At 64.6% G+C, this 17,177-nt stretch carries 18 protein-coding genes; 9 read left to right on the forward strand and 9 right to left on the reverse strand.

Annotated features, from left to right (window positions below):
- Nucleotides 1–53: 53 nt before the first annotated feature.
- Nucleotides 54–1,058 carry an NADP-dependent oxidoreductase gene (locus ACB032_RS11235; RefSeq protein WP_371137940.1) on the reverse strand — a complete coding sequence of 335 codons (1,005 nt, stop codon included), beginning with the start codon at nucleotides 1,056–1,058 and terminating at the stop codon, nucleotides 54–56.
- Between the two features lie 82 nt (nucleotides 1,059–1,140).
- A complete protein-coding gene (locus ACB032_RS11240) occupies nucleotides 1,141–1,587 on the reverse strand; it encodes an organic hydroperoxide resistance protein (RefSeq protein WP_371137941.1) in 447 nt (148 codons plus the stop codon).
- A 142-nt stretch (nucleotides 1,588–1,729) separates the two neighbouring features.
- On the opposite strand from ACB032_RS11240, the gene ACB032_RS11245 reads away from it, so the two are divergent.
- From ACB032_RS11245 to ACB032_RS11255, 3 genes are all read left to right on the forward strand, one after another.
- The gene (locus ACB032_RS11245) at nucleotides 1,730–2,155 is read left to right on the forward strand and encodes a MarR family winged helix-turn-helix transcriptional regulator (protein ID WP_016351946.1); all 426 of its coding nucleotides are present in this window, start codon (nucleotides 1,730–1,732) and stop codon (nucleotides 2,153–2,155) included.
- A 35-nt stretch (nucleotides 2,156–2,190) separates the two neighbouring features.
- Nucleotides 2,191–2,418, forward strand: coding sequence for a hypothetical protein (locus tag ACB032_RS11250; protein ID WP_371137942.1), 228 nt, complete (start codon nucleotides 2,191–2,193; stop codon nucleotides 2,416–2,418).
- Between the two features lie 145 nt (nucleotides 2,419–2,563).
- Nucleotides 2,564–2,881 carry a hypothetical protein gene (locus ACB032_RS11255; protein WP_005304873.1) on the forward strand — a complete coding sequence of 106 codons (318 nt, stop codon included), beginning with the start codon at nucleotides 2,564–2,566 and terminating at the stop codon, nucleotides 2,879–2,881.
- Between the two features lie 76 nt (nucleotides 2,882–2,957).
- Here ACB032_RS11255 and ACB032_RS11260 read toward each other — a convergent pair whose 3' ends face one another.
- Nucleotides 2,958–3,434 carry an Lrp/AsnC family transcriptional regulator gene (locus ACB032_RS11260; RefSeq protein ID WP_005304871.1) on the reverse strand — a complete coding sequence of 159 codons (477 nt, stop codon included), beginning with the start codon at nucleotides 3,432–3,434 and terminating at the stop codon, nucleotides 2,958–2,960.
- A gap of 117 nt (nucleotides 3,435–3,551) precedes the next feature.
- Between ACB032_RS11260 and ACB032_RS11265 the strand changes: the two genes are divergently transcribed.
- Nucleotides 3,552–3,767, forward strand: coding sequence for a hypothetical protein (locus tag ACB032_RS11265; RefSeq protein WP_135318988.1), 216 nt, complete (start codon nucleotides 3,552–3,554; stop codon nucleotides 3,765–3,767).
- On the opposite strand, the gene ACB032_RS11270 is transcribed toward ACB032_RS11265, so the two are convergent.
- Nucleotides 3,743–4,363, reverse strand: a complete 621-nt coding sequence (locus ACB032_RS11270) for a metalloregulator ArsR/SmtB family transcription factor (protein ID WP_011707347.1) — start codon at nucleotides 4,361–4,363, stop codon at nucleotides 3,743–3,745. The genes ACB032_RS11265 and ACB032_RS11270 overlap by 25 nt on opposite strands.
- A 166-nt stretch (nucleotides 4,364–4,529) precedes the next feature.
- Between ACB032_RS11270 and ACB032_RS11275 the strand changes: the two genes are divergently transcribed.
- Complete coding sequence (locus ACB032_RS11275; RefSeq protein WP_371137943.1) at nucleotides 4,530–5,771, forward strand: MFS transporter; 1,242 nt, start codon at nucleotides 4,530–4,532, stop codon at nucleotides 5,769–5,771.
- Between the two features lie 302 nt (nucleotides 5,772–6,073).
- Nucleotides 6,074–6,895 (forward strand): Cof-type HAD-IIB family hydrolase, encoded by an 822-nt coding sequence (locus tag ACB032_RS11280; RefSeq protein WP_371137944.1) that lies wholly within the window; start codon nucleotides 6,074–6,076, stop codon nucleotides 6,893–6,895.
- Nucleotides 6,896–6,951: 56 nt separating this feature from the next.
- Here the strand turns inward: ACB032_RS11280 and ACB032_RS11285 are convergent, their stop codons facing one another.
- The gene (locus ACB032_RS11285; protein ID WP_011707344.1) at nucleotides 6,952–7,515 is read right to left on the reverse strand and encodes a DUF2799 domain-containing protein; all 564 of its coding nucleotides are present in this window, start codon (nucleotides 7,513–7,515) and stop codon (nucleotides 6,952–6,954) included.
- Between the two features lie 208 nt (nucleotides 7,516–7,723).
- On the opposite strand from ACB032_RS11285, the gene ACB032_RS11290 reads away from it, so the two are divergent.
- Together ACB032_RS11290 and ACB032_RS11295 are read left to right on the forward strand one after the other, a co-directional pair.
- Nucleotides 7,724–8,563, forward strand: coding sequence for a 2OG-Fe(II) oxygenase family protein (locus ACB032_RS11290; RefSeq protein ID WP_323901180.1), 840 nt, complete (start codon nucleotides 7,724–7,726; stop codon nucleotides 8,561–8,563).
- A gap of 213 nt (nucleotides 8,564–8,776) precedes the next feature.
- Nucleotides 8,777–10,090 (forward strand): sodium-dependent transporter, encoded by a 1,314-nt coding sequence (locus ACB032_RS11295; protein ID WP_324017720.1) that lies wholly within the window; start codon nucleotides 8,777–8,779, stop codon nucleotides 10,088–10,090.
- On the opposite strand, the gene ACB032_RS11300 is transcribed toward ACB032_RS11295, so the two are convergent.
- Nucleotides 10,091–10,807, reverse strand: a complete 717-nt coding sequence (locus tag ACB032_RS11300; protein ID WP_371137989.1) for a substrate-binding periplasmic protein — start codon at nucleotides 10,805–10,807, stop codon at nucleotides 10,091–10,093.
- A 454-nt stretch (nucleotides 10,808–11,261) separates the two neighbouring features.
- On the opposite strand from ACB032_RS11300, the gene ACB032_RS11305 reads away from it, so the two are divergent.
- On the forward strand, nucleotides 11,262–12,575 hold the full coding sequence (locus tag ACB032_RS11305; RefSeq protein ID WP_029304843.1) for a sodium-dependent transporter: 1,314 nt from the start codon (nucleotides 11,262–11,264) through the stop codon (nucleotides 12,573–12,575).
- A 21-nt stretch (nucleotides 12,576–12,596) separates the two neighbouring features.
- Here ACB032_RS11305 and ACB032_RS11310 read toward each other — a convergent pair whose 3' ends face one another.
- From ACB032_RS11310 to ACB032_RS11320, 3 genes are all read right to left on the reverse strand, one after another.
- Nucleotides 12,597–14,222 carry a hypothetical protein gene (locus tag ACB032_RS11310; RefSeq protein WP_371137945.1) on the reverse strand — a complete coding sequence of 542 codons (1,626 nt, stop codon included), beginning with the start codon at nucleotides 14,220–14,222 and terminating at the stop codon, nucleotides 12,597–12,599.
- Nucleotides 14,223–14,332: 110 nt separating this feature from the next.
- A complete protein-coding gene (locus ACB032_RS11315) occupies nucleotides 14,333–15,058 on the reverse strand; it encodes a DUF3142 domain-containing protein (RefSeq protein ID WP_371137946.1) in 726 nt (241 codons plus the stop codon).
- Complete coding sequence (locus tag ACB032_RS11320; RefSeq protein WP_371137947.1) at nucleotides 15,028–17,094, reverse strand: hypothetical protein; 2,067 nt, start codon at nucleotides 17,092–17,094, stop codon at nucleotides 15,028–15,030. The genes ACB032_RS11315 and ACB032_RS11320 overlap by 31 nt, the downstream gene beginning before the upstream one ends.
- Nucleotides 17,095–17,177: the final 83 nt, after the last annotated feature.

The following is a 17,177-nucleotide window of genomic DNA, read 5'->3' on the forward strand; positions in this document are numbered from 1 at the left end:
CGGATGGGCCCGTCATGCAAGCAGTCTGCGGTGTCAGGCACCAGTGCTGCGGATCACGCCAGCTTGACCAGCATCTTGCCGGTGTTGCGCCCCTCGAACAGCCCGATGAAGGCCTGCGGCATGCTGGCGAGCCCCTGATAGACGGTCTCTTCGGCCTGCAGGGTGCCGGCATCGAAGGCCGGGGTCACCTCGGCCAGAAACTCGCCGTAGTGCTGCCAGTGATCGAACACGATCAGCCCCTGCATGGTGAGGCGCTTGCGGATCACCTGGGAGAGGTTGCGCGGGCCGCTCGCCTCGCTCTGGCCGTTGTACTGCTCGATGAGGCCGCACATCACGATGCGACCGTGCACCACCATGTGGTTGAGGGCGGCGTCCAGCATGGCGCCCCCCACGTTCTCGAAGTAGACGTGGATCCCGTCCGGTGCCAGCCGGGCCAGCTCGGCATCGAGATCCGGGGTCTCACGGTAGTTGATCACCTCATCGGCCCCCAGGCTCTTGAGGTAGGCCACCTTGTCGGCCGACCCGGTGGAGCCGATGACGCGGGCCCCCGCCCGTTTGGCAAGCTGCACCACCATGGAGCCGACGGCGCCGGAGGCGGCCGACACCAGCACGGTTTCACCGGCCTGCAGTTTGGCGATGCGGTTGAGCCCGGTCCAGGCGGTCATGCCCGGCATGCCAAGGGCGCCGAGAAAGAGCTGGGGCGACAAGCGGGTGTCGGGCAGGCGGGTCAGCTGGGCGCCGTTGGCGACGAAGCGATCGCGCCAACCCAGCATGCTGCTCACCCGGTCGCCCACCGCGAAGTCCGGGTGACGGGAGGCTTCTACCACGCCGATGGCGCCGCCATCGAGGGGGCCGTTGAGGGGGAAGGGGGGCACATAGCTCTTGGCTTCGCTCATGCGACCGCGCATGTAGGGATCCACCGACAGCCACTGGTTGGCGACCCGCACCTCTCCTTCTTGCAGCTCGGGCAGAGCCACCTCGGTCAGGGTGAAATCGGCCAGGCTGGGCAGGCCGACCGGGCGACGCAGCAGCTGGATCTGATGGCTGGACTGATTCATGGTTTTTTCTCCAGGGTGAGGGGGGTTGGCAACCTGCGAGCCGCCAGCATGGCTATTTCCAAGGGGTTGAAGCTGAACGGGTTCACGCCGTTTCATCCAGCGGGGCGCCGTTGAGCAGCAGCCGGGTGACCACATTGCCCCGCATGGCGTTGGAGAAGGGGCAGGTCTGGTGGGCCAGCCGCACTATCTGCTCGGCCTGCGCCGCCTGTTCAGGTTGGGTCGCGGCGAGCGCGACGTCCAGCGTGATGGCGAAGTTGAAGCGGCCATCGTCCAGCGCCAGCAACTCGACCCTGGCGGTGACGGGAGCACTGGAGAGGGGCGCACCGAGTTTGTGGGCAACGTGGATCAGTGCATTGGAGAAGCAGGCGGCATAACCTGCGGCCAGCAGCTGCTCCGGGTTGTTGCCCTTGCCGTTGCCACCGAGGGTGGTCGGCAGGGCCAGTGCCAGCTGCAGGCTGTTGTCCAGGGTGTGAACCTCACCGTTGCGGCCGGCCTGGGCGATGGCTTGAGTGCGATAGAGCGTCTTCATGTCGGGGTCTCTGATTTTGTTTGTGTGCAAAGTAAATCCAGACTAATCCCGAAAATGCAGGCTGACAACTATTTTGTGTGCAAATTATTCGACCCCCGATTTTCCTGGGGTATACTGGCCCCAGTCGTCAGCGAGGTGCCCCATGAGTGAATTGAAAAAGCAGGTCTGTTTTGCCCTCTACAGCGCCTCCAACGCGGTGATGCGGGCCTATCGGCCGCTGCTGGACAAGCTGGATCTCACCTACACCCAGTATCTGGTGATGCTGTCGCTGTGGGCGCGGGACGAGGTCAGCCTCAAGGAGATCGGTCAGGAGACCGGGCTGGATGCGGGCACCCTGACCCCCATCGTCAAGCGGCTGGAGAGCAAGGGCTGGTTGACCCGCACCGTCTCCAGCGAGGATGAGCGGCAAAAATGCATCGGCCTGACCGAGGCGGGGCGTCAGTTGCAGCAGGAGGTGAGGGAGTGCTGTCTGGCGGACAACTTGCGCAATCAGGTGGATCTCGCCGATGCTGAACTGGCCCAGCTCAAGCAGCTCTGCGATCGCATCTCGGCGCAACTGGGGCGCTGAGTGCGGCCCATCCATCCAGCCTGAGGATCCACCCCATGAAACTTCTGTTGCCCCTGTTTGCCCTGTTGCTGACCGCCTGCAGTACCGGTTCCCATGCCCCTTCGATGGCCATCGATGATGCCGATGCCTGGCAGGCTATCTGCAAGGACGGTACCCAGGTGCGGGCCGTGTTGGAGGAGGGGATCTGCGCGGATCATCGCGGTGTTGCCATGTGGACGAATAAGCCAAGAGCCGCACGGATGGCAGAGGAAGCCGCCAAATAGTGTGATCCAGACGCCATAAAATGACACAACCGGACGACTGGCCGGTTTTTTTCGCGATCCCGTCGGCACTTTGCCATCTTGTTCATGGTGCGCTCAGTTTTCTCTTCCCATACTGGCCCTACAGTTCCAAAAGAGGAGAGACGAGATGCAATCATCGTTGGTTGGGCTCTCCATTCTGTGGGGGCTGGCCAGTTTTGGTGTTCAGGGGGATTTCATCGAGAGCCGTGATTCCGTTGCGCCATCCTGGCAAGCCGAGTCCAGAGTGGAGATGGAAGGTTATCTGATCGAGTCGCTGGGTGAAGATCGCTGGCTGTTCGACAACGGCAGCGAGAGCCTGCTGGTCTCCCTGCCCCAGGGGCAGTGGGTGCCGACCGGCGAGCGGCTGCGGGTCAGCGGCGAGCCCCAGCAGGAGCAGGCCGGCTGGCTGTTGCAGGTGCAGGATGTCAGCCAGGTAGCGGTCTGAGTGCAGGCTGCTGACTGCAGATAAAAGAAGAGGAGGCCAGTGGCCTCCTCTTCTTTTATCCGTTCAGGGCCGGCGGTCAGCCCAGATGGTTGAGCGGCAGCGCCGTCTTGTGCTTGATCCGGCGCAGCACGAAACTGGAGCGCACCCCGGTCACCCCCGGAATGTGGGTCAGCTTGTCCAGCAGGAAGTGCTGGTAGTGCTCCATGTCCCGCACCACCACCTTGAGCTGGTAGTCGGCGTCGTTGCCGGTGATGAGGTCACACTCGAGCACTTCGGGCAGCTCACTGATGGCGCGGTCAAAATTTTCGAACCGCTCCGGGGTGTGCCGGTCCATGGAGATGTGAATGTAGGCGGTGAGGGTCAGCCCCAGCTGGCGGGCGTTGAGCAGGGTGACGTGGGTGTCGATGAGACCGGCATCCTCCAGCGCCTTGACCCGGCGGGAGCAGGGGGAGGGGGAGAGCCCGACCAGCTCGGCCAGCTCCAGATTGCTGATGCGGCCATTCTCCTGCATCAACTCCAGAATATGCCTGTCTATGCGATCAAGTTTCAGCATTCTCCGTTCCTCGTTGCAATTACTAATTCACTTTTCCTAGATTAAGGGTGAACTATTGCAAAAACAACTGAAAATACATGCTACTTCGCAACCACTCACCGTGCCGGCAGGGATACCATGGTTACATCTTCCGGTGGCAAGACAGAAACCCAACCCGGTCTCTGTGGTGAAGGACCTTACCGGGTCAACAACCCCATCAGCCGTCTCACCTTATCAGGCAACGACGGGCTGGAACGAGAGCATCCCCTCCCCGAAGGCAACAAAGCAGGCATCCCGGCGCCTGCTTTGTTGTTTCTGGCGTTCGTGGATCAGGGCTGCGGCCTGATGCGATAGAGGCAGCGGTGATCCCCCTCCAGCAGATACTGCTCCCGCTCCACCCCGGCCGGCGCCAGCAAGCGGCGAAACATTTCCAGCTCGCTGCGACAAAAGCCCCGACAGGCCCGCGCCGCCGCGCAGATGGGGCAGTGGCTCTCCCACAGCAGCCAGCTGCCATCCTCCTCCTGGCGAAAGTCCGCCATATAGCCCTCTCGCGTGCGCTGCGCCGTCAGTGCCGCCAGCCTGTCGGCCAGCGCCGGCTGGGTCAGCTCGGCCTGATAGCGGGCCAGCTGCTGCTGCTCTCGCTGGGCGATCAGCCGCTCCATGCCCACCTCGCCAAACAGCTGCTGGATGTTGTCGATAAGCTGCAGCGTCAGTTCGCTGTGGCTGTCGGGGAAGCGTTGCCAAGCTTGTTCGGTGAGGTGCCACAACCGTACCGGTCGACCGCGCCCGCGGGCCTCGTCGTTGAAACTCACCCAGCCGTCGGCCTCCAGCGTCATCAGGTGCTGGCGGGCACCCATGGAGGTCATCTGCAACTGCTCTCCCAGCTCGGCGGCGCTCTGTGGGCCGTGGCTCTTGAGCAAAAACAGTATCTTGTCGGTGCTGGCGTTCATGGCAAGGCTCTCATCGTCGGCAGGTGCGACCGCTTGCGCGGCAGCGGTTCTGGCATGGATAAGAGCATTATGGGGAGGGGGATTTTTTAAATCAACAATTCGCTTTACTTAATCAGGATTGATTGCCAACATAAATAAATCAATAACTTTATTTAATGGGGCGAACATGGAAGGGATCAAGGGGCAGGCCAGCCTGTGGGTACTGGTGATGACGGTGACGCTGGCGGTGGCGGGCTTCAGTCTGCCGTCTCCGGTGCTGGCACCGCTGATGCTGGATCCGGCCCAGGGCATGCTGACGCCGGAAGCGTCGGACTGGAGCCGCAAGGTGTGGCTGGGGGTCATCATGGGGCTCTATCCGCTGTTTCAGCTGGTAGGGGCTCCCTGGCTCGGCAAGCTCTCCGATCGTCATGGCCGCAAGCCGGTGCTGACCCTCTGTCTGGTGGGCGTGCTGGTGGGCTACGCCCTGATGGCGCTGGGGATCGCCTGGCGTTCCTTGCCGCTGCTGTTGCTGAGCCGGGTGGTGGAGGGCTTCTTCAACGGTGACATCGCCATCGTGCAGGCCATGGCGGCCGACATGAGCACTGCCAAAACCAAGGCGCGCAGCTTCGCCTGGATCAACATCGGCATGAACCTGGGCTGGGTGGTGGGGCCCATGATCGGCGGCTATGCCGCCGTGGTGTCCGGCGATTACAGCCTGGCGGCCTGGCTGGCGGTGGCCATGACCCTGGTCAATCTGCTGCTGGTGCTCTGGCTGCTGCCCAATCGGCCGGCGGCGGCCCGCAGTGAGCAGCCGGCACCGGCCCTCTCTTCCCGCCAGTTGCTGCTGCAACCGGCGCTGCTGCCCTACTTCGTGCTGACCCTGCTCAGCTACGGCGCGGTGCAGCTCTACTTCACCTACTTCAACGTCTGGCTGGTGGAGCGGCTGGCCTGGGATCCGGTGCAGCTGGCACAGGCCGCCGTGCTGGTGAGCGTGCCCATGATCCTGGGATCCTGGCTGGGCTCACGTCTGGCTCGTCATTGGCGTGGCAGCAGTCTGGGGGTGGTCGGCCATCTGGTGATGGCGGCGGGCATGCTGATGTTCGTGCTGCCCGGCCACTGGTGGGGGCTGGCTCTCACCTTTATTCCCACCGGTATCGGCATGAGCCTGGGAGAGCTGGCGACCTCGGTGGCGGTCTCCAACCGCAGCCATGCCGAGCAGCAGGGGCAGGCGATGGGGCTCTATCGCGGGCTGGCGGTGGGCAGCGAGATCCTGGCGGTGGTGGTCGGCAGTCTGGTGCTGCTGGCGGGCACCGAGTGGCCCTTCTATCTGGCGGCGCTGTGCAGCCTGCTCTGTGCCGTCGGCTTCTATGGCCTGCGCCGGGCGGCGGATCGGCGGCAGCGGCTCGACGTCCAGGTAGAAGCCGGCTGACGGGATCACAGAACGACGCGAAGGGGGCAACCGGCGCTTGCATCGTGGCGCCGACTCTGGGACGGTATGGCTCTTTGCCTTGCTTGCCCGATCGCCCGGTGCTCCCTTGCTCCATCATGCACCTTGCGATACTCAGCCTTTGGCGATGGTATGGATCGTTATCAGGCCATTACGTTGAAAGCGGGTTGGTATGGCGCCGCATTCGTTTCGACATGTTGGCGGTGACATGAGTCGTTTTCAGGCCATTGCACTGGAAGCGGGACTGTATGGTACCCCAGCCGTTTCGACATTTTGGAGGTGATATGAGTCGTTTTCAGGCCATTGCGTTGGACATGGACGGTACCCTGCTGACCCGGGATCACAAGATCTCGTCCGCCACCCGGGCCGCGCTGGCCCAGGCCCGCGCCCACGGCATCAAGGTGCTGCTGGTGACGGGGCGCCACTTCATGACGGCCCGTCCTTTCCATCACGAGCTGGCCCTCGACACCCCCATCATCTGCAGCAACGGCGCCTATCTCTATGATTCGGTGCAGGAGCAGATCCTGGTTGGGGATCCGCTGGCGGTGGCCCCCCTCAGCCGGCTGCTGGCGGAGGTGCAGGCGCACCAGATGGGGGCCCTGTTCCACCTCGACGAGGGGATCGGCTACCTCGGCTGCGAGGAGCATGTGACCCGGATGCGCCGCTGGTCGGCGAGCCAGCCGGATCATCTCAAGATCTCCCTGCTGCCGGCGGAGGATCTGGCGAGCTGGCTCAGCCGGCCGGTCTGGAAGCTGGAGCTGTTCAACCAGGATCCCGCCCTGCTCCATCACTTCATGGCAGAGGTGGTGGAGCAACTGCCCTTTACCCGTGACTGGGCGGCGCCCTATGCGGTGGAACTGGTGCAACCCGGCTGCAGCAAGGGCAACCGGCTAGCCCAGTGGGCGGCGAGCGAGGGGATCGCGATGGAGAACGTGGTGGCGTTTGGCGACAACAACAACGACATCAGCATGTTCGAGCAGGTGGGGCTGGCGGTGGCCATGGGCAACGCGGCGTCACAGATCCAGGCGCTGGCGGATCGGGTCACCGCCGATCACAACGAAGATGGCATCGCGCTGGCGCTGCAGCGCTGGGTTCTGCCCGCCTGAGGGACAGAAACAGCAACAGCAACAGAAAGGGGCCATGTCGGCCCCTTTTTTGTTTGTCAGTTCCCGAAGGAGAACTGGATCACCCGATCCGGGAAGCGGATCCGGTTGTAGTCACGGCGCAGCCCCTCGTAGTGACGGATGGCGCGCTCGCGCTGGGCGCGGTAGTAGTCGCGCTGCTTGCTGTCGTTCTCGTTGCGGATCTGGCGCTCCAGCGTCTCGATGTCGCGCTCGGTTCGCTCCATGTCACTCTTGAGGTCGCTGAGCTGTTTCTCCACCAGGTACTCCTGGCGGCCGCGATCGTACTGGGTCAGGAAGCTGGCATCGTTGGGACAGACGCCCTGATACTCGGCGCCGGACTTGCCCTTGCTGTAGGCGAGCTCCGGAATGCAGTAGAGCTCCAGCCCCTTGGCATATCCCCGTTTCCACTCCGCTTCGTCCACCTTGAGGCCGTATTCGCCGCAGGTCGAGACGTAGTCGCGGGTGGCGGCCCGGGTCTTGCCCTGCTCGCCGTCCTGATAACCCAGGTTGTACCAGCTCATGGTGCGGCACTCTTCTTCCGACAGCGAGCTGCAACCGGCGAGCAGGAAAGGCAGGGTCAGCAACAGGATCTTGGGGGACATGGACGACGGGCTCCGAGAGGGATGATGGGGGCATTCTAGAGAGGATGCCGGGGCAGGACAAGGGATGAAAAACGGTGCTGGCCGGCGCCGTTTTCTGAGCGGTTTGTCACTATTTGCACGGGCTGGCGACGTGGCGACCCGCGCCCTTTCCTTGTTGCCGGTCACGGGGTAAACTGCGCCATCTTTTAACTGGCGCGTAACAAAAATAATGAAAGTCCTGACCGTCGATTACCGCTCGCCCGATGCGGCGCAGCGCTTCACCGAATCCCTGCGGACCACCGGCTTCGGGGTACTGACCAATCACCCCATCCCGAAAGAGCTGGTGCAGTCCATCTATGACAACTGGTATCGCTTCTTCATGAGCGAGCAGAAGCAGGACTTCCTGTTCAATCGCGAGACCCAGGACGGCTACTTCCCGCCGTCGGTGTCCGAGGTGGCCAAGGGCCACAGCCAGAAGGACATCAAGGAGTACTTCCACCTCTACCCCTGGGGCCAGATGCCGGCGGAGCTGAAAGAGCAGGCGATGGAGTACTACCGCCTCGCCAACGACCTGGCAGCCGAGCTGCTGGGCTGGGTCGAGCAGTACACCCCGAGCGACATCGCCGCCCACTACAGCTGCCCGCTCTCCTCCATGATCGAAGAGAGCCAGAAGACCCTGCTGCGGGTGCTGCACTATCCGCCGTTCGATGGCACCGAGGAGCCGGGTGCCATCCGCGCCGCCGCCCATGAAGACATCAACCTGCTGACCATACTGCCCGCCGCCAACGAGCCGGGCCTGCAGGTGAAGGGTTCCGATGGCGAGTGGATGGACGTGCCGTGCGATTTTGGCACCCTCATCATCAACATCGGTGACATGTTGCAGGAGGCCTCCCACGGCTACTACCCCTCCACCACCCACCGCGTCATCAACCCGACCGGCGGCAGCGCCGCTAAGTCCCGCATCTCCCTGCCGCTGTTCCTCCACCCGCGCCCGGACGTAGTGCTCTCCGAGCGTCACACCGCCCACAGCTACCTGATGGAGCGGCTGCGGGAGTTGGGGGTGATCTAGTCCCCGAAGCTGGCTCACCACCCTGTAAAACCGGAGCAAAATTGCTCCGGTTTTTATTTGTTGGCAGGATTGCGCGTTAAATGGAATTTAATTAGACAATGATGCCAATAATGCGCGCTTTATCCAGATAAGCGGCGTTGTGATTGCGCAGCCCCACCCGTACTCTGAGCGTCATTTTTGGCCCCTTGTGGCGGGCCCACGGTTGGAGTTCTTATGAAGCAGTCCCAATGGTCATCCCGGCTCGGTTATATCCTGGCCGCCGCCGGTTCCGCAGTCGGTCTCGGCGCTATCTGGAAGTTCCCCTATGTGACGGCCGCCAACGGCGGTGGCGCCTTCCTGCTGGTGTTTCTGCTGTTCAGCTTCACCCTGGGGGTGGCGGTGCTGATGGGGGAGACCTTGCTCGGCAGCCTGAGCCGGCGCGGGGTGGTGGGGGCCTTCGGTGAACTGATGGGCAGGCGCTGGCGCTGGGTCGGCGCTATGGGGCTGCTCAGCAGCCTGCTCATCTACAGCTTCTACAGCGTGGTGGGCGGCTGGACCCTGGGCTACACCGGCATGGCGCTGGCGGGCAGTCTGCAGCACGGTGACGGCGCGGCCCTCACCGCCCGCTTCAACGACTATGTGGGGGATCCGCTCTGGCCGGTGCTGACCCACCTGCTGTTTGCCGGGCTCACCTGGTGGTTCGTGCAGGGAGGCGTGCAGAAGGGGGTGGAGCGCACCCTGCGCTGGATGATGCCGGCCCTGTTCATCATGATCCTGATGCTGGTGGCCTTCGGCCTTACCTTGCCCAACGCCATGGCCGGGGTGCGCCACTTCCTGATGCCGGACTTCAGCAAGCTCGGCATGTCCGGCGTGCTCGACGCCATGGGACTGGCGTTCTTCTCCCTCTCCATCGGCCTTGGCATTCACACCACCTATGGCGCCTACCTGCCCTCCAGTGAGGGGGTCGGCCGCTCCAGCCTCTGGGTGGTGCTGCTGGCAAGCCTCATCGCCGTGCTGGCGGGCTTGATGATCTTCCCGGTGTTGGCGGCGACCGGCATCGATCCCGCCTCCGGCCCGGGTCTCACTTTCATGACCATGCCGGCGGTGTTCCAGCAGTTGCCGTTCGGCCAAGGGCTGGCGGTGGTGTTCTTCGCCTTGCTGGTAGTGGCGGCGCTGTCGTCGGCCATCTCGCTGCTGGAGCATCTGCAGTGCTTCGTCAGCGAGAGCCTGGGCTGGTCACGGCGGGCCGCCTGCGGCCTCATCACCGCGCTGGTGATGGCGGGCGGCATTCCGGTCAGCCTCTCGTTCGGGCCCTGGGCGCAGGTGACCCTGTTTGGCAAGAACATCTTCGAGCTGCTCGATTTCGTCACCTCCAACCTGATGATGCCCATGTTCGGCTTGGCGCTCACTCTGCTGCTGGGTTGGAAACTGGGGCGTCAGGCGCTGCCCGCCGGGCTGGCGCTGCACTGGCGTACTCTGGTGATGGGCTGCTGGCGCTGGCTGGCACCGCTGCTGATCGGCGGCATCCTGGTGCGCGGGCTGGTGTAATCAGGGTTGGCGGATGGGCTGCTGAGCCTGCTGGTGACGGTCCCTGACCTTGTCGATGGCCGCCTGCCAGCGGGCGATCACGGCGTCATCCTCGCTCTTCGAGAAGACGATGTAGAGCCAGTGTTCCTGCAGCAGCAGCCCGGAGTTCACCACGCTGCGGGGGGAGAACTTCATCTTGGCCAGGATGGCCGGCATGATCTGCTCCCCCATGGGGAAGGCGTCGATCTTGCCGAGCACCAGTCGTTCGATGGCGTCTTCGATGGTCTGGCAGCGCACCAGGTTGGTGTAGCCCTCGCGGGTGAGCAGCTCGTCATCGGCGTTGCCGAGCAGCACACCGACCCGCGCCAGCTGGCGCAGCTGAGCCAGATCGGTCAGTGGCTGGCTGCCCCTGGTCTGGTAGATCACCACCCGGTTCAGAAACAGCGGCCCTACCCACTTGAACTGGGGCTCCCGCTGGGGCGTGCGCAGAATGACGAACAGGGCGAAGCCGGGCTCGACCCGGGTCAGCGCCAGCGCCCGCTTGAGGGGGTAGATCTTGATGGGGTAGTTGACCCCCATCTCCTGCTGGGCCTCCTGCACCAGTTGCACCGCCAGCCCGCCGAGCTTGCCGTCGCTGGTGTGGGTAAAGGGGGGCAGCTCGTGGCTGAGCAGGGTCAGCGGGGGTTGCGTGGCCTGCGCCAGGGTGGGCAACAGTAGCCAGGGCAGCAGCCATTTCATCCAGTATCCGGTCAGGTGCGTCACGTCGGTACATCCATGTTGCGCAAGGGAGTGGCAGGGCAGGTCGGTCCCATCGGTCATGTCGACCTCGTCCAAGCTAAGACTATTATCGTTCAAGGCCGTGGGCGGGGAGGCAGCGGCGCTGATTTTTGGCGCCGGCCGGGTGAAAACAAACTTTTTTTGGCCACATGAAAAAAAGTTTGGTCATGTTGTGTCAATTTTTCTTTCCATGGTTTAGGCTGTGATCCCTTTTCAGCATTCAGATCAGATTATTCATGTCACGTCGCGTTGCCCTGTTCGGTCGATTTTTTAGCTCGCAAGAGAGGTGACCTTGCACGCGCAGTTTGTCTGAATGTTCATTGCAAAGGTCGCCACCAGGCGGCCTTTTTTGTTGCCCCGCCCAGCGCGGTTACCCATGGAGTATCGATGTGATGTTGTCTTGCCCGGAGGTTGTATGAGCCAGGTTCAGTGGTCTTCCCGTATCGGTCATGTGCTGGCAGCCGCCGGTTCGGCGATCGGCCTTGGCGCCATCTGGAAGTTTCCCTATGTGACGGCCACCAACGGCGGCGGTGCCTTCCTGCTGATGTTTCTGCTGTTCAGCTTCACCCTGGGGGTGGCCGTGCTGGTGGGTGAGACCCTGCTCGGCAGCCGCAGTCAGCGCGGGGTGCTCGGTGCCTTCCACAAGCTGGTGGGGCCGAACTGGCGCTGGATGGGGTACATGGGGATCCTGTGCGGCTTCTTCATCTACAGCTTCTACAGCGTGGTGGGCGGCTGGACCGTGGGTTACGCGGCGCTGGCGGTGAGCGGGCAGCTCAACCTGAGTGAGGGCACGGCGCTGACCGCCTTGTTCAATGGCTATGTCAGCCACCCCTGGTGGCCGGTGTTGACCCATCTGGTGTTTGCCGGCCTCACCTGGTGGTTCGTGCAGGGGGGCCTGCAGAAGGGGGTGGAGCGGGCGCTGCGCTGGATGATGCCGGCCCTGTTTGTGATGATGATGCTGCTGGTGGTGACTGGCCTCTCCATGCCGGGCGCCATGGCCGGGGTGCGCCAGTTCCTGCTGCCGGACTTCTCCATGCTGACCGGCCAGGGCGTGCTGGACGCGCTGGGACTGGCCTTCTTCTCCCTCTCCATCGGGCTTGGCGTGCACACCACCTATGGTGCCTATCTGCCCAGCAGCGAGGGCGTGCTGCGCTCCGGCGTCTGGGTCGTGACGCTGGCGAGCCTCATCTCGGTGCTGGCGGGGTTGATGATCTTCCCGGTGCTGGCCTCCACCGGCATCGATCCCACTGCCGGGCCAGGGCTCACCTTTATGACCATGCCGGCGGTGTTCAACCATCTGCCGTTCGGCCAGGGGCTGGCGGTGGTGTTCTTCCTGCTGCTCTTGGTGGCAGCGCTCTCCTCCTCCATATCCATGCTGGAGCACCTGGTGCGCTTCACCACCGAGGAGTGGGGCTGGTCGCGGCGTGGCGCCTGCCGGGTGCTGACCCTGCTGATCATGGCCTCCGGCATTCCGGTCAGCCTGTCGTTCGGCCCCTGGAGCGAGCTGACCCTGTTCGGCAAGACCATCTTCGATCTGCTGGACTACCTCACCTCCAACCTGATGATGCCGCTGTTCGGCCTGGTGCTGACCCTGCTGCTGGGCTGGCGACTGGGTGAGTCCGTGCTGCCTGATGGCCTGTCGCCGCTGCTGCGCGGCTGCCTGCTCTGGTGCTGGCGGCTGGTGGCGCCGCTGCTGATCGCCGGCATCCTGGTGCGCGGGCTGTTGTAACAGCAGCCCGGCTGACCGGGCCTAGTTGGGGGGCGTGGTGGGCAGGCGGGGATTGAGGTGGGAGCGGATCTGCAACAGGGTCTTGTGGTACTCCTCGGCGTGGTGCTCCATGAAGGAGGCGCTGTGGTTGAGGCGCCGTTCCAGCCGATCCACCAGCAGGGCCACCCTGGGGGCGGCCATGCCGGCCGGCCAGCACAGTTGCAGCAACTCCAGCAGTTGCCAGGCATCGCCGGGCAGGGCGGGGAACTCCTCCTGCAGGGTCAGCGCATACTGCACGGCCAGCTGGTGCTGGCCCGCCGCGCTGGCCCGCTGCCGTTCCTGGCGCAGGTAGGTCAGCCGCAGTTCGCGCCGCTCCAGCTGTTTCATGAAATCGCCGATGACCTGCTTGAACAGCTGCTGCACCAGCGGGGCCGGGGCGACCCTGGCCTGATACTGGCTGAGCTGGCTCAGGTAGCGCTGGGCGTGGTGGGGCAGGCCGCAGAACTGGCTGACGGCAAAGCCGAGCAGTTGGTTGAGGTGGTGATCCCGCGCGCTCTCCGGCGGGTGCTTGGCGAGCAGCAACAGGGCCTCGTCGAAGCGATAGTCCAGGCTCAGCATCAGCGCCTTGAGCAGGGCCTCCTCGTGGGCCCGCAGGGTCACCGCCTGGCTGAGGTAGCGATACTCCTGCTGCAAGGCACTGATCCGGGCGGCGCTCGGGTAGTGCCAGAGCACCGCCAGGCTGGCATTGAGGATGAAGTTATCGATGGACACCCGGAATTTGTGATCGCCGAAGAAGCGCAGGCTGAGGGCGTTGGCCTGCTCCAGCGCCTTGCCCTCGTCCTTGAGCAGCAGCGCCAGCAGAATGGCCGCCTGGCGCCACTCCGGTTGCCAGGCCTGCTTTTGCAGCAGCAGGGTGAGCACGTCCCAGGCTCCTTCCCACTGCCGCTCGTGCAGCAGACAGGCCAGCGCCAGTTCCAGTTGCAGGGGGGCTGGCAGCCGTTCCCGGTTGCGGGCCAGATCCTTGCGCGCACTCTCCAGCTTGTTCAGCCCCAGCAGGGCGTGGATCAACCCCTTGCGCGGCCACCAGGCGTCGTGTTCCGTGGTGCAGACCGCGTAGTGCTGGGCGGCGTGAAAGTGATCCTGCTGCTGCAGCAGCATGTAGCCCTTGATCCTGTCCAGCAGCGGCCCCAGTTCCCGGTACTTCTGCTGTTGGTAGAGCAGGTCCTCGCACAGGGCGCAGCTGACCTGCCACTCCCTGAGCTTCATCGGGGCGGGCAGGGTGCGGGTCAGCCCGGTCAGCTGCACCAGTTCGTGCAGGCTGGCGGTGAGCTGATCGGCGGTGAACGGCATGGGCAGCAGCAACGGAAAGTAGAGGTCGGAAGGGGGAAACAGCAGCTGATCGTGATCCTCGTCCAGCAACAGCAGCACGCAGCCCGGTTCGAGCAGACCCAGATAGTGGGCCTCCTGCAGCAAGCGCACCCCCTCACGGGCCTGATGGTGATACTGGCGGCAGATGACCACATCGAACGACTGCTGGCGCAGCAGGGTGGGCAGGGTCGCCAGCTCCTTGCAGTGGATCAGCTGGGCGGGGGTGATCCCCTGCTCATTCAGCCCTCGGGAGAGGGCCGTGCTGAGCATGGCATCATCTTCGATCAGGAGGATCTGCATCCTTGGCGCTCCTTGGCTGGTTCAGGGTACGGACAAGTATGGCATGTTGCCGGAGTCAAAGAGCTACCACGCTCGACGCCAGCCTGGGGGCGGTCAATTCCTCCCCGGCGTCAGGCACCTGGCGGGTTGATGAGAAACACCACAGCGCCGCGATAGGCCGCCGAGTCGGCCAGCCTGCTTTCCCAAGTTTGATCCCACTCGCCTCCCTGCACCAGCCCCACCTTGAAGGGCAGGGTCAGCCGCGTCAGCGCCTGCAGGTAGCGGGCGTAGCCCGGCTCGGTGCGGCGGCCGCGATAGGTCTGCACCACCAGCTCGTCGACCACGCCGGCGAGGGCGTTGAGGGTGGCGACGTCGCCGGTGCGGGTCCAGTCCAGCAGGCCGGTGATGCTGATGGCGCAGTCGGCGGGCAGCTGGCGGCGGAGCTGGCGCAGGAAGTCGCCATAATCCGCCAGCCGGTGGGTGCGGGCATCAAAATCGATCTGGACGCCGCGCACCCCATTGCCCTTGCGCTGCCAGGCCGCCAGCTGGTTGGTCAGGCTCTTGAGCAGGGCCTCATCCCAGTCGAGCCGCTCCACCCGATAGGCGAGCCAGAGCTCCTTTACCGGCAGCTTGCTCGGCGCTATGCCCTGCCCCTGAAAATGCACGGGCTGGCGCGCATCGAGCGGGCCTATCTCCCCCTGATGCAGATAGAGCCGCTCGGCCTGTTGCAGCACCGGCTGGGGCCTGACCCCGGCCCACAGCCAGAACTGGCGGTAGTGGCTCGCCTCGACGGCGGCGCTGGCCTTGGCGCCCAGCAGCGCCAGCATCACCAATAATATTTGAGCTGCTTGGCCCACTGGCTCGTTCCGTGCTGGCGTTTGAGGGTGTTGAACCAGCCCTTGCGCTGGCTTAGGGGGATCTCTTGGCTGCCGCAGCTGTTGTTGCCGCTCGGGGCGTAACAGTTGATGGCGCGGTAGAGGGCGTAGGCCTTCTCCTCCTTGGCGGCCTTGGGGCTGGCGATCACCTGTTGATACCAGTCGAGCCGGCTGCGCTGCTGGCCGGCAAACAGATCCCGGCTGCCCGCCAGGGTGTCGGCGCCCGGCCGCTGCATGAGCGGATCCCAGTCCAGCCCCTGGCTCAGGAAAAACTCGCCGAGGCAGTTGAGCGCCTTGGGCGATTTGGGGTTGTCCGCCAGGGTGGTGACCACGGCCGTGAGGGCCGGGCACTGATACTCCTGGCTCCCTTGCCAGTCGAACGGGGCGGCCAGCGGGGCCAGCGCCAGATCCTGCAGGAAGCTCCGGTAGTCGCCGTGGGTCAGCTGCTTGTAGCGCAGGGTGTGGCCGGCGCGCTGGCGCAGGGTGTCGGAGGCCTGCTCATCCTGCACCATGCGGCGCAGCAGCGGGGCCGGCGCCACGTACTCCAGCAGCGGAATGCGGTAGTGATCGCTCTGGATGGGGCTCTCCTTGGCGAACACCTGCTCCAGCCGGCCGGCCCGCTCCAGAGTCATGGCCAGTGCCAGCTGCAACAGCTGATCCTGCAAGGGGGTGGGCTGGCTGGCGAGCAGGGCGCGCCACTGCTGCTCAGCCTCGGGCAGCGCCTGACTGGCCGCCAGCGCCATGCCCTTGAGCACCTGCTGGCTGAAGGCCAGGTTATCGAGTGGCCCCTTGCCGAGGGCGGGAGCGGCGGCGATGACGGCGGCATAATCCTTGGCCAGATAGTAGCGCTCGGCCTGCTGCAGATAGGCGAGCCAGGCCGGGTTGCTGGCAAACTGGGCGCTCTGCTGCGCCAGCTCGTCGGGTTGCAGCGGCTGCCACTCGTCCCAGCTCTCGTGCAACCGCAGCCGGCGCAGATCCTGCACCAGGGTCAGCTGCGGCATGGCGGCTGAGCCGGTGAAACCGGGCTGCATCAGCAGCTTGAGGTCTATTTCGTTGAGCAGCTCCGGGTTGCCCGGCTGGCGGCTCGCCTGCTGGAACAGGCCGGCCAGCGCCGCCTCGTCCCCCTTGAACCAGGCAAGCCGGCGCAGCAGCCCGTTGGCGGAGTCGAGATAGCGCCCCTCTGGGTAGCGGCTGCGATAGTCGGCGATGAACTGCTCGGCGCGCTGCACGGCGGCCTGGTCAATCTGGTTGCGATCCAGAGTGCCCCAGTCATCGAAGGCGCTTTGCTGGGACTGGTTGAGGGCGACCCGGATCCGCATGTAATCCGCCGTCTCTTTCAGCCAGGGCTGATCCTGTCCGGCGAGGGCGGCAAACAGCGTATCGGCCTGGGCGAACTCCCCCTGATAGAAGAGTTGGCTGGCGGCCAGGTAGTCGGCAAAGCCCTGGCCGGCGGCCGACAGCGGTGTGGACCTGTCCTCCGGCGTCGTGGCCGTTTCGACCTGCTGGGCACACTGGCCCAGCATGGCCAGCCGCTGGCGAGCCAGCTGGCTGCGCTCGTCGGCGCCCAGCGCCGGGGTGTCGACCAGCGCCTGCAGGAAGGCTTCGGCCGCGATGGGATTGTTGCTGATGCAGCGCCCCTCGCTCCAGCCGGCGGCCCGCTCCAGGGCGGCCTGGGTGGTGTTCTGCTCGATGCCGAGACCGGCGGCCAGCGCCAGCAGGGGATCCGGCCCGGTGGGGGCCGGCTCGGCTTGGGCTGGGTTGAGCAGGGCCGGGTTGAGCAGATCCTCGATGGCAAAGGGCAGCAGCAGCGGCGCCTTGGGCAGCGAGAAGGCCTGCTCATCGGCCAGCAGCAGCGCCAGGTTGGTGCGGGTGTCGTTGTCGGGGGAGAGGAACGGCAGCCCGTTCAGATGGCATTGGGCGGCGGTCAGTTGCAGGGTGAGCGGCGTCTCGCAGCCATCCGGGCCGCAGGCCAGTGCGGGCAGGCTGCACAGGGCCAGCCACAGGGGAGTCAGTTTCATGGGCGCTTCCAGCAGGAGTCGGGATGCTGGCACGCTACAAGATGGCTTCACCCCTTTCAACTGACCATAGGGGCAGGTCGGCT

The sequence above is a fragment of the Aeromonas sp. S5(2024) genome, assembly GCF_041403025.1.
GTDB classification, from domain to species: Bacteria; Pseudomonadota; Gammaproteobacteria; order Enterobacterales; family Aeromonadaceae; genus Aeromonas; species Aeromonas hydrophila.

Excerpts from the sequence above, each read along its gene's own strand:
- ACB032_RS11235 (WP_371137940.1), bottom strand. The coding sequence starts at position 1,058 with ATGAATCAGTCCAGCCATCAGATCCAGCTGCTGCGTCGCCCGGTCGGC.
- ACB032_RS11240 (WP_371137941.1), bottom strand. The coding sequence starts at position 1,587 with ATGAAGACGCTCTATCGCACTCAAGCCATCGCCCAGGCCGGCCGCAAC.
- ACB032_RS11245 (WP_016351946.1), top strand. The coding sequence starts at position 1,730 with ATGAGTGAATTGAAAAAGCAGGTCTGTTTTGCCCTCTACAGCGCCTCC.
- ACB032_RS11250 (WP_371137942.1), top strand. The coding sequence starts at position 2,191 with ATGAAACTTCTGTTGCCCCTGTTTGCCCTGTTGCTGACCGCCTGCAGT.
- ACB032_RS11255 (WP_005304873.1), top strand. The coding sequence starts at position 2,564 with ATGCAATCATCGTTGGTTGGGCTCTCCATTCTGTGGGGGCTGGCCAGT.
- ACB032_RS11260 (WP_005304871.1), bottom strand. The coding sequence starts at position 3,434 with ATGCTGAAACTTGATCGCATAGACAGGCATATTCTGGAGTTGATGCAG.
- ACB032_RS11265 (WP_135318988.1), top strand. The coding sequence starts at position 3,552 with ATGGTTACATCTTCCGGTGGCAAGACAGAAACCCAACCCGGTCTCTGT.
- ACB032_RS11270 (WP_011707347.1), bottom strand. The coding sequence starts at position 4,363 with ATGAACGCCAGCACCGACAAGATACTGTTTTTGCTCAAGAGCCACGGC.
- ACB032_RS11275 (WP_371137943.1), top strand. The coding sequence starts at position 4,530 with ATGGAAGGGATCAAGGGGCAGGCCAGCCTGTGGGTACTGGTGATGACG.
- ACB032_RS11280 (WP_371137944.1), top strand. The coding sequence starts at position 6,074 with ATGAGTCGTTTTCAGGCCATTGCGTTGGACATGGACGGTACCCTGCTG.
- ACB032_RS11285 (WP_011707344.1), bottom strand. The coding sequence starts at position 7,515 with ATGTCCCCCAAGATCCTGTTGCTGACCCTGCCTTTCCTGCTCGCCGGT.
- ACB032_RS11290 (WP_323901180.1), top strand. The coding sequence starts at position 7,724 with ATGAAAGTCCTGACCGTCGATTACCGCTCGCCCGATGCGGCGCAGCGC.
- ACB032_RS11295 (WP_324017720.1), top strand. The coding sequence starts at position 8,777 with ATGAAGCAGTCCCAATGGTCATCCCGGCTCGGTTATATCCTGGCCGCC.
- ACB032_RS11300 (WP_371137989.1), bottom strand. The coding sequence starts at position 10,807 with ATGAAATGGCTGCTGCCCTGGCTACTGTTGCCCACCCTGGCGCAGGCC.
- ACB032_RS11305 (WP_029304843.1), top strand. The coding sequence starts at position 11,262 with ATGAGCCAGGTTCAGTGGTCTTCCCGTATCGGTCATGTGCTGGCAGCC.
- ACB032_RS11310 (WP_371137945.1), bottom strand. The coding sequence starts at position 14,222 with ATGCAGATCCTCCTGATCGAAGATGATGCCATGCTCAGCACGGCCCTC.
- ACB032_RS11320 (WP_371137947.1), bottom strand. The coding sequence starts at position 17,094 with ATGAAACTGACTCCCCTGTGGCTGGCCCTGTGCAGCCTGCCCGCACTG.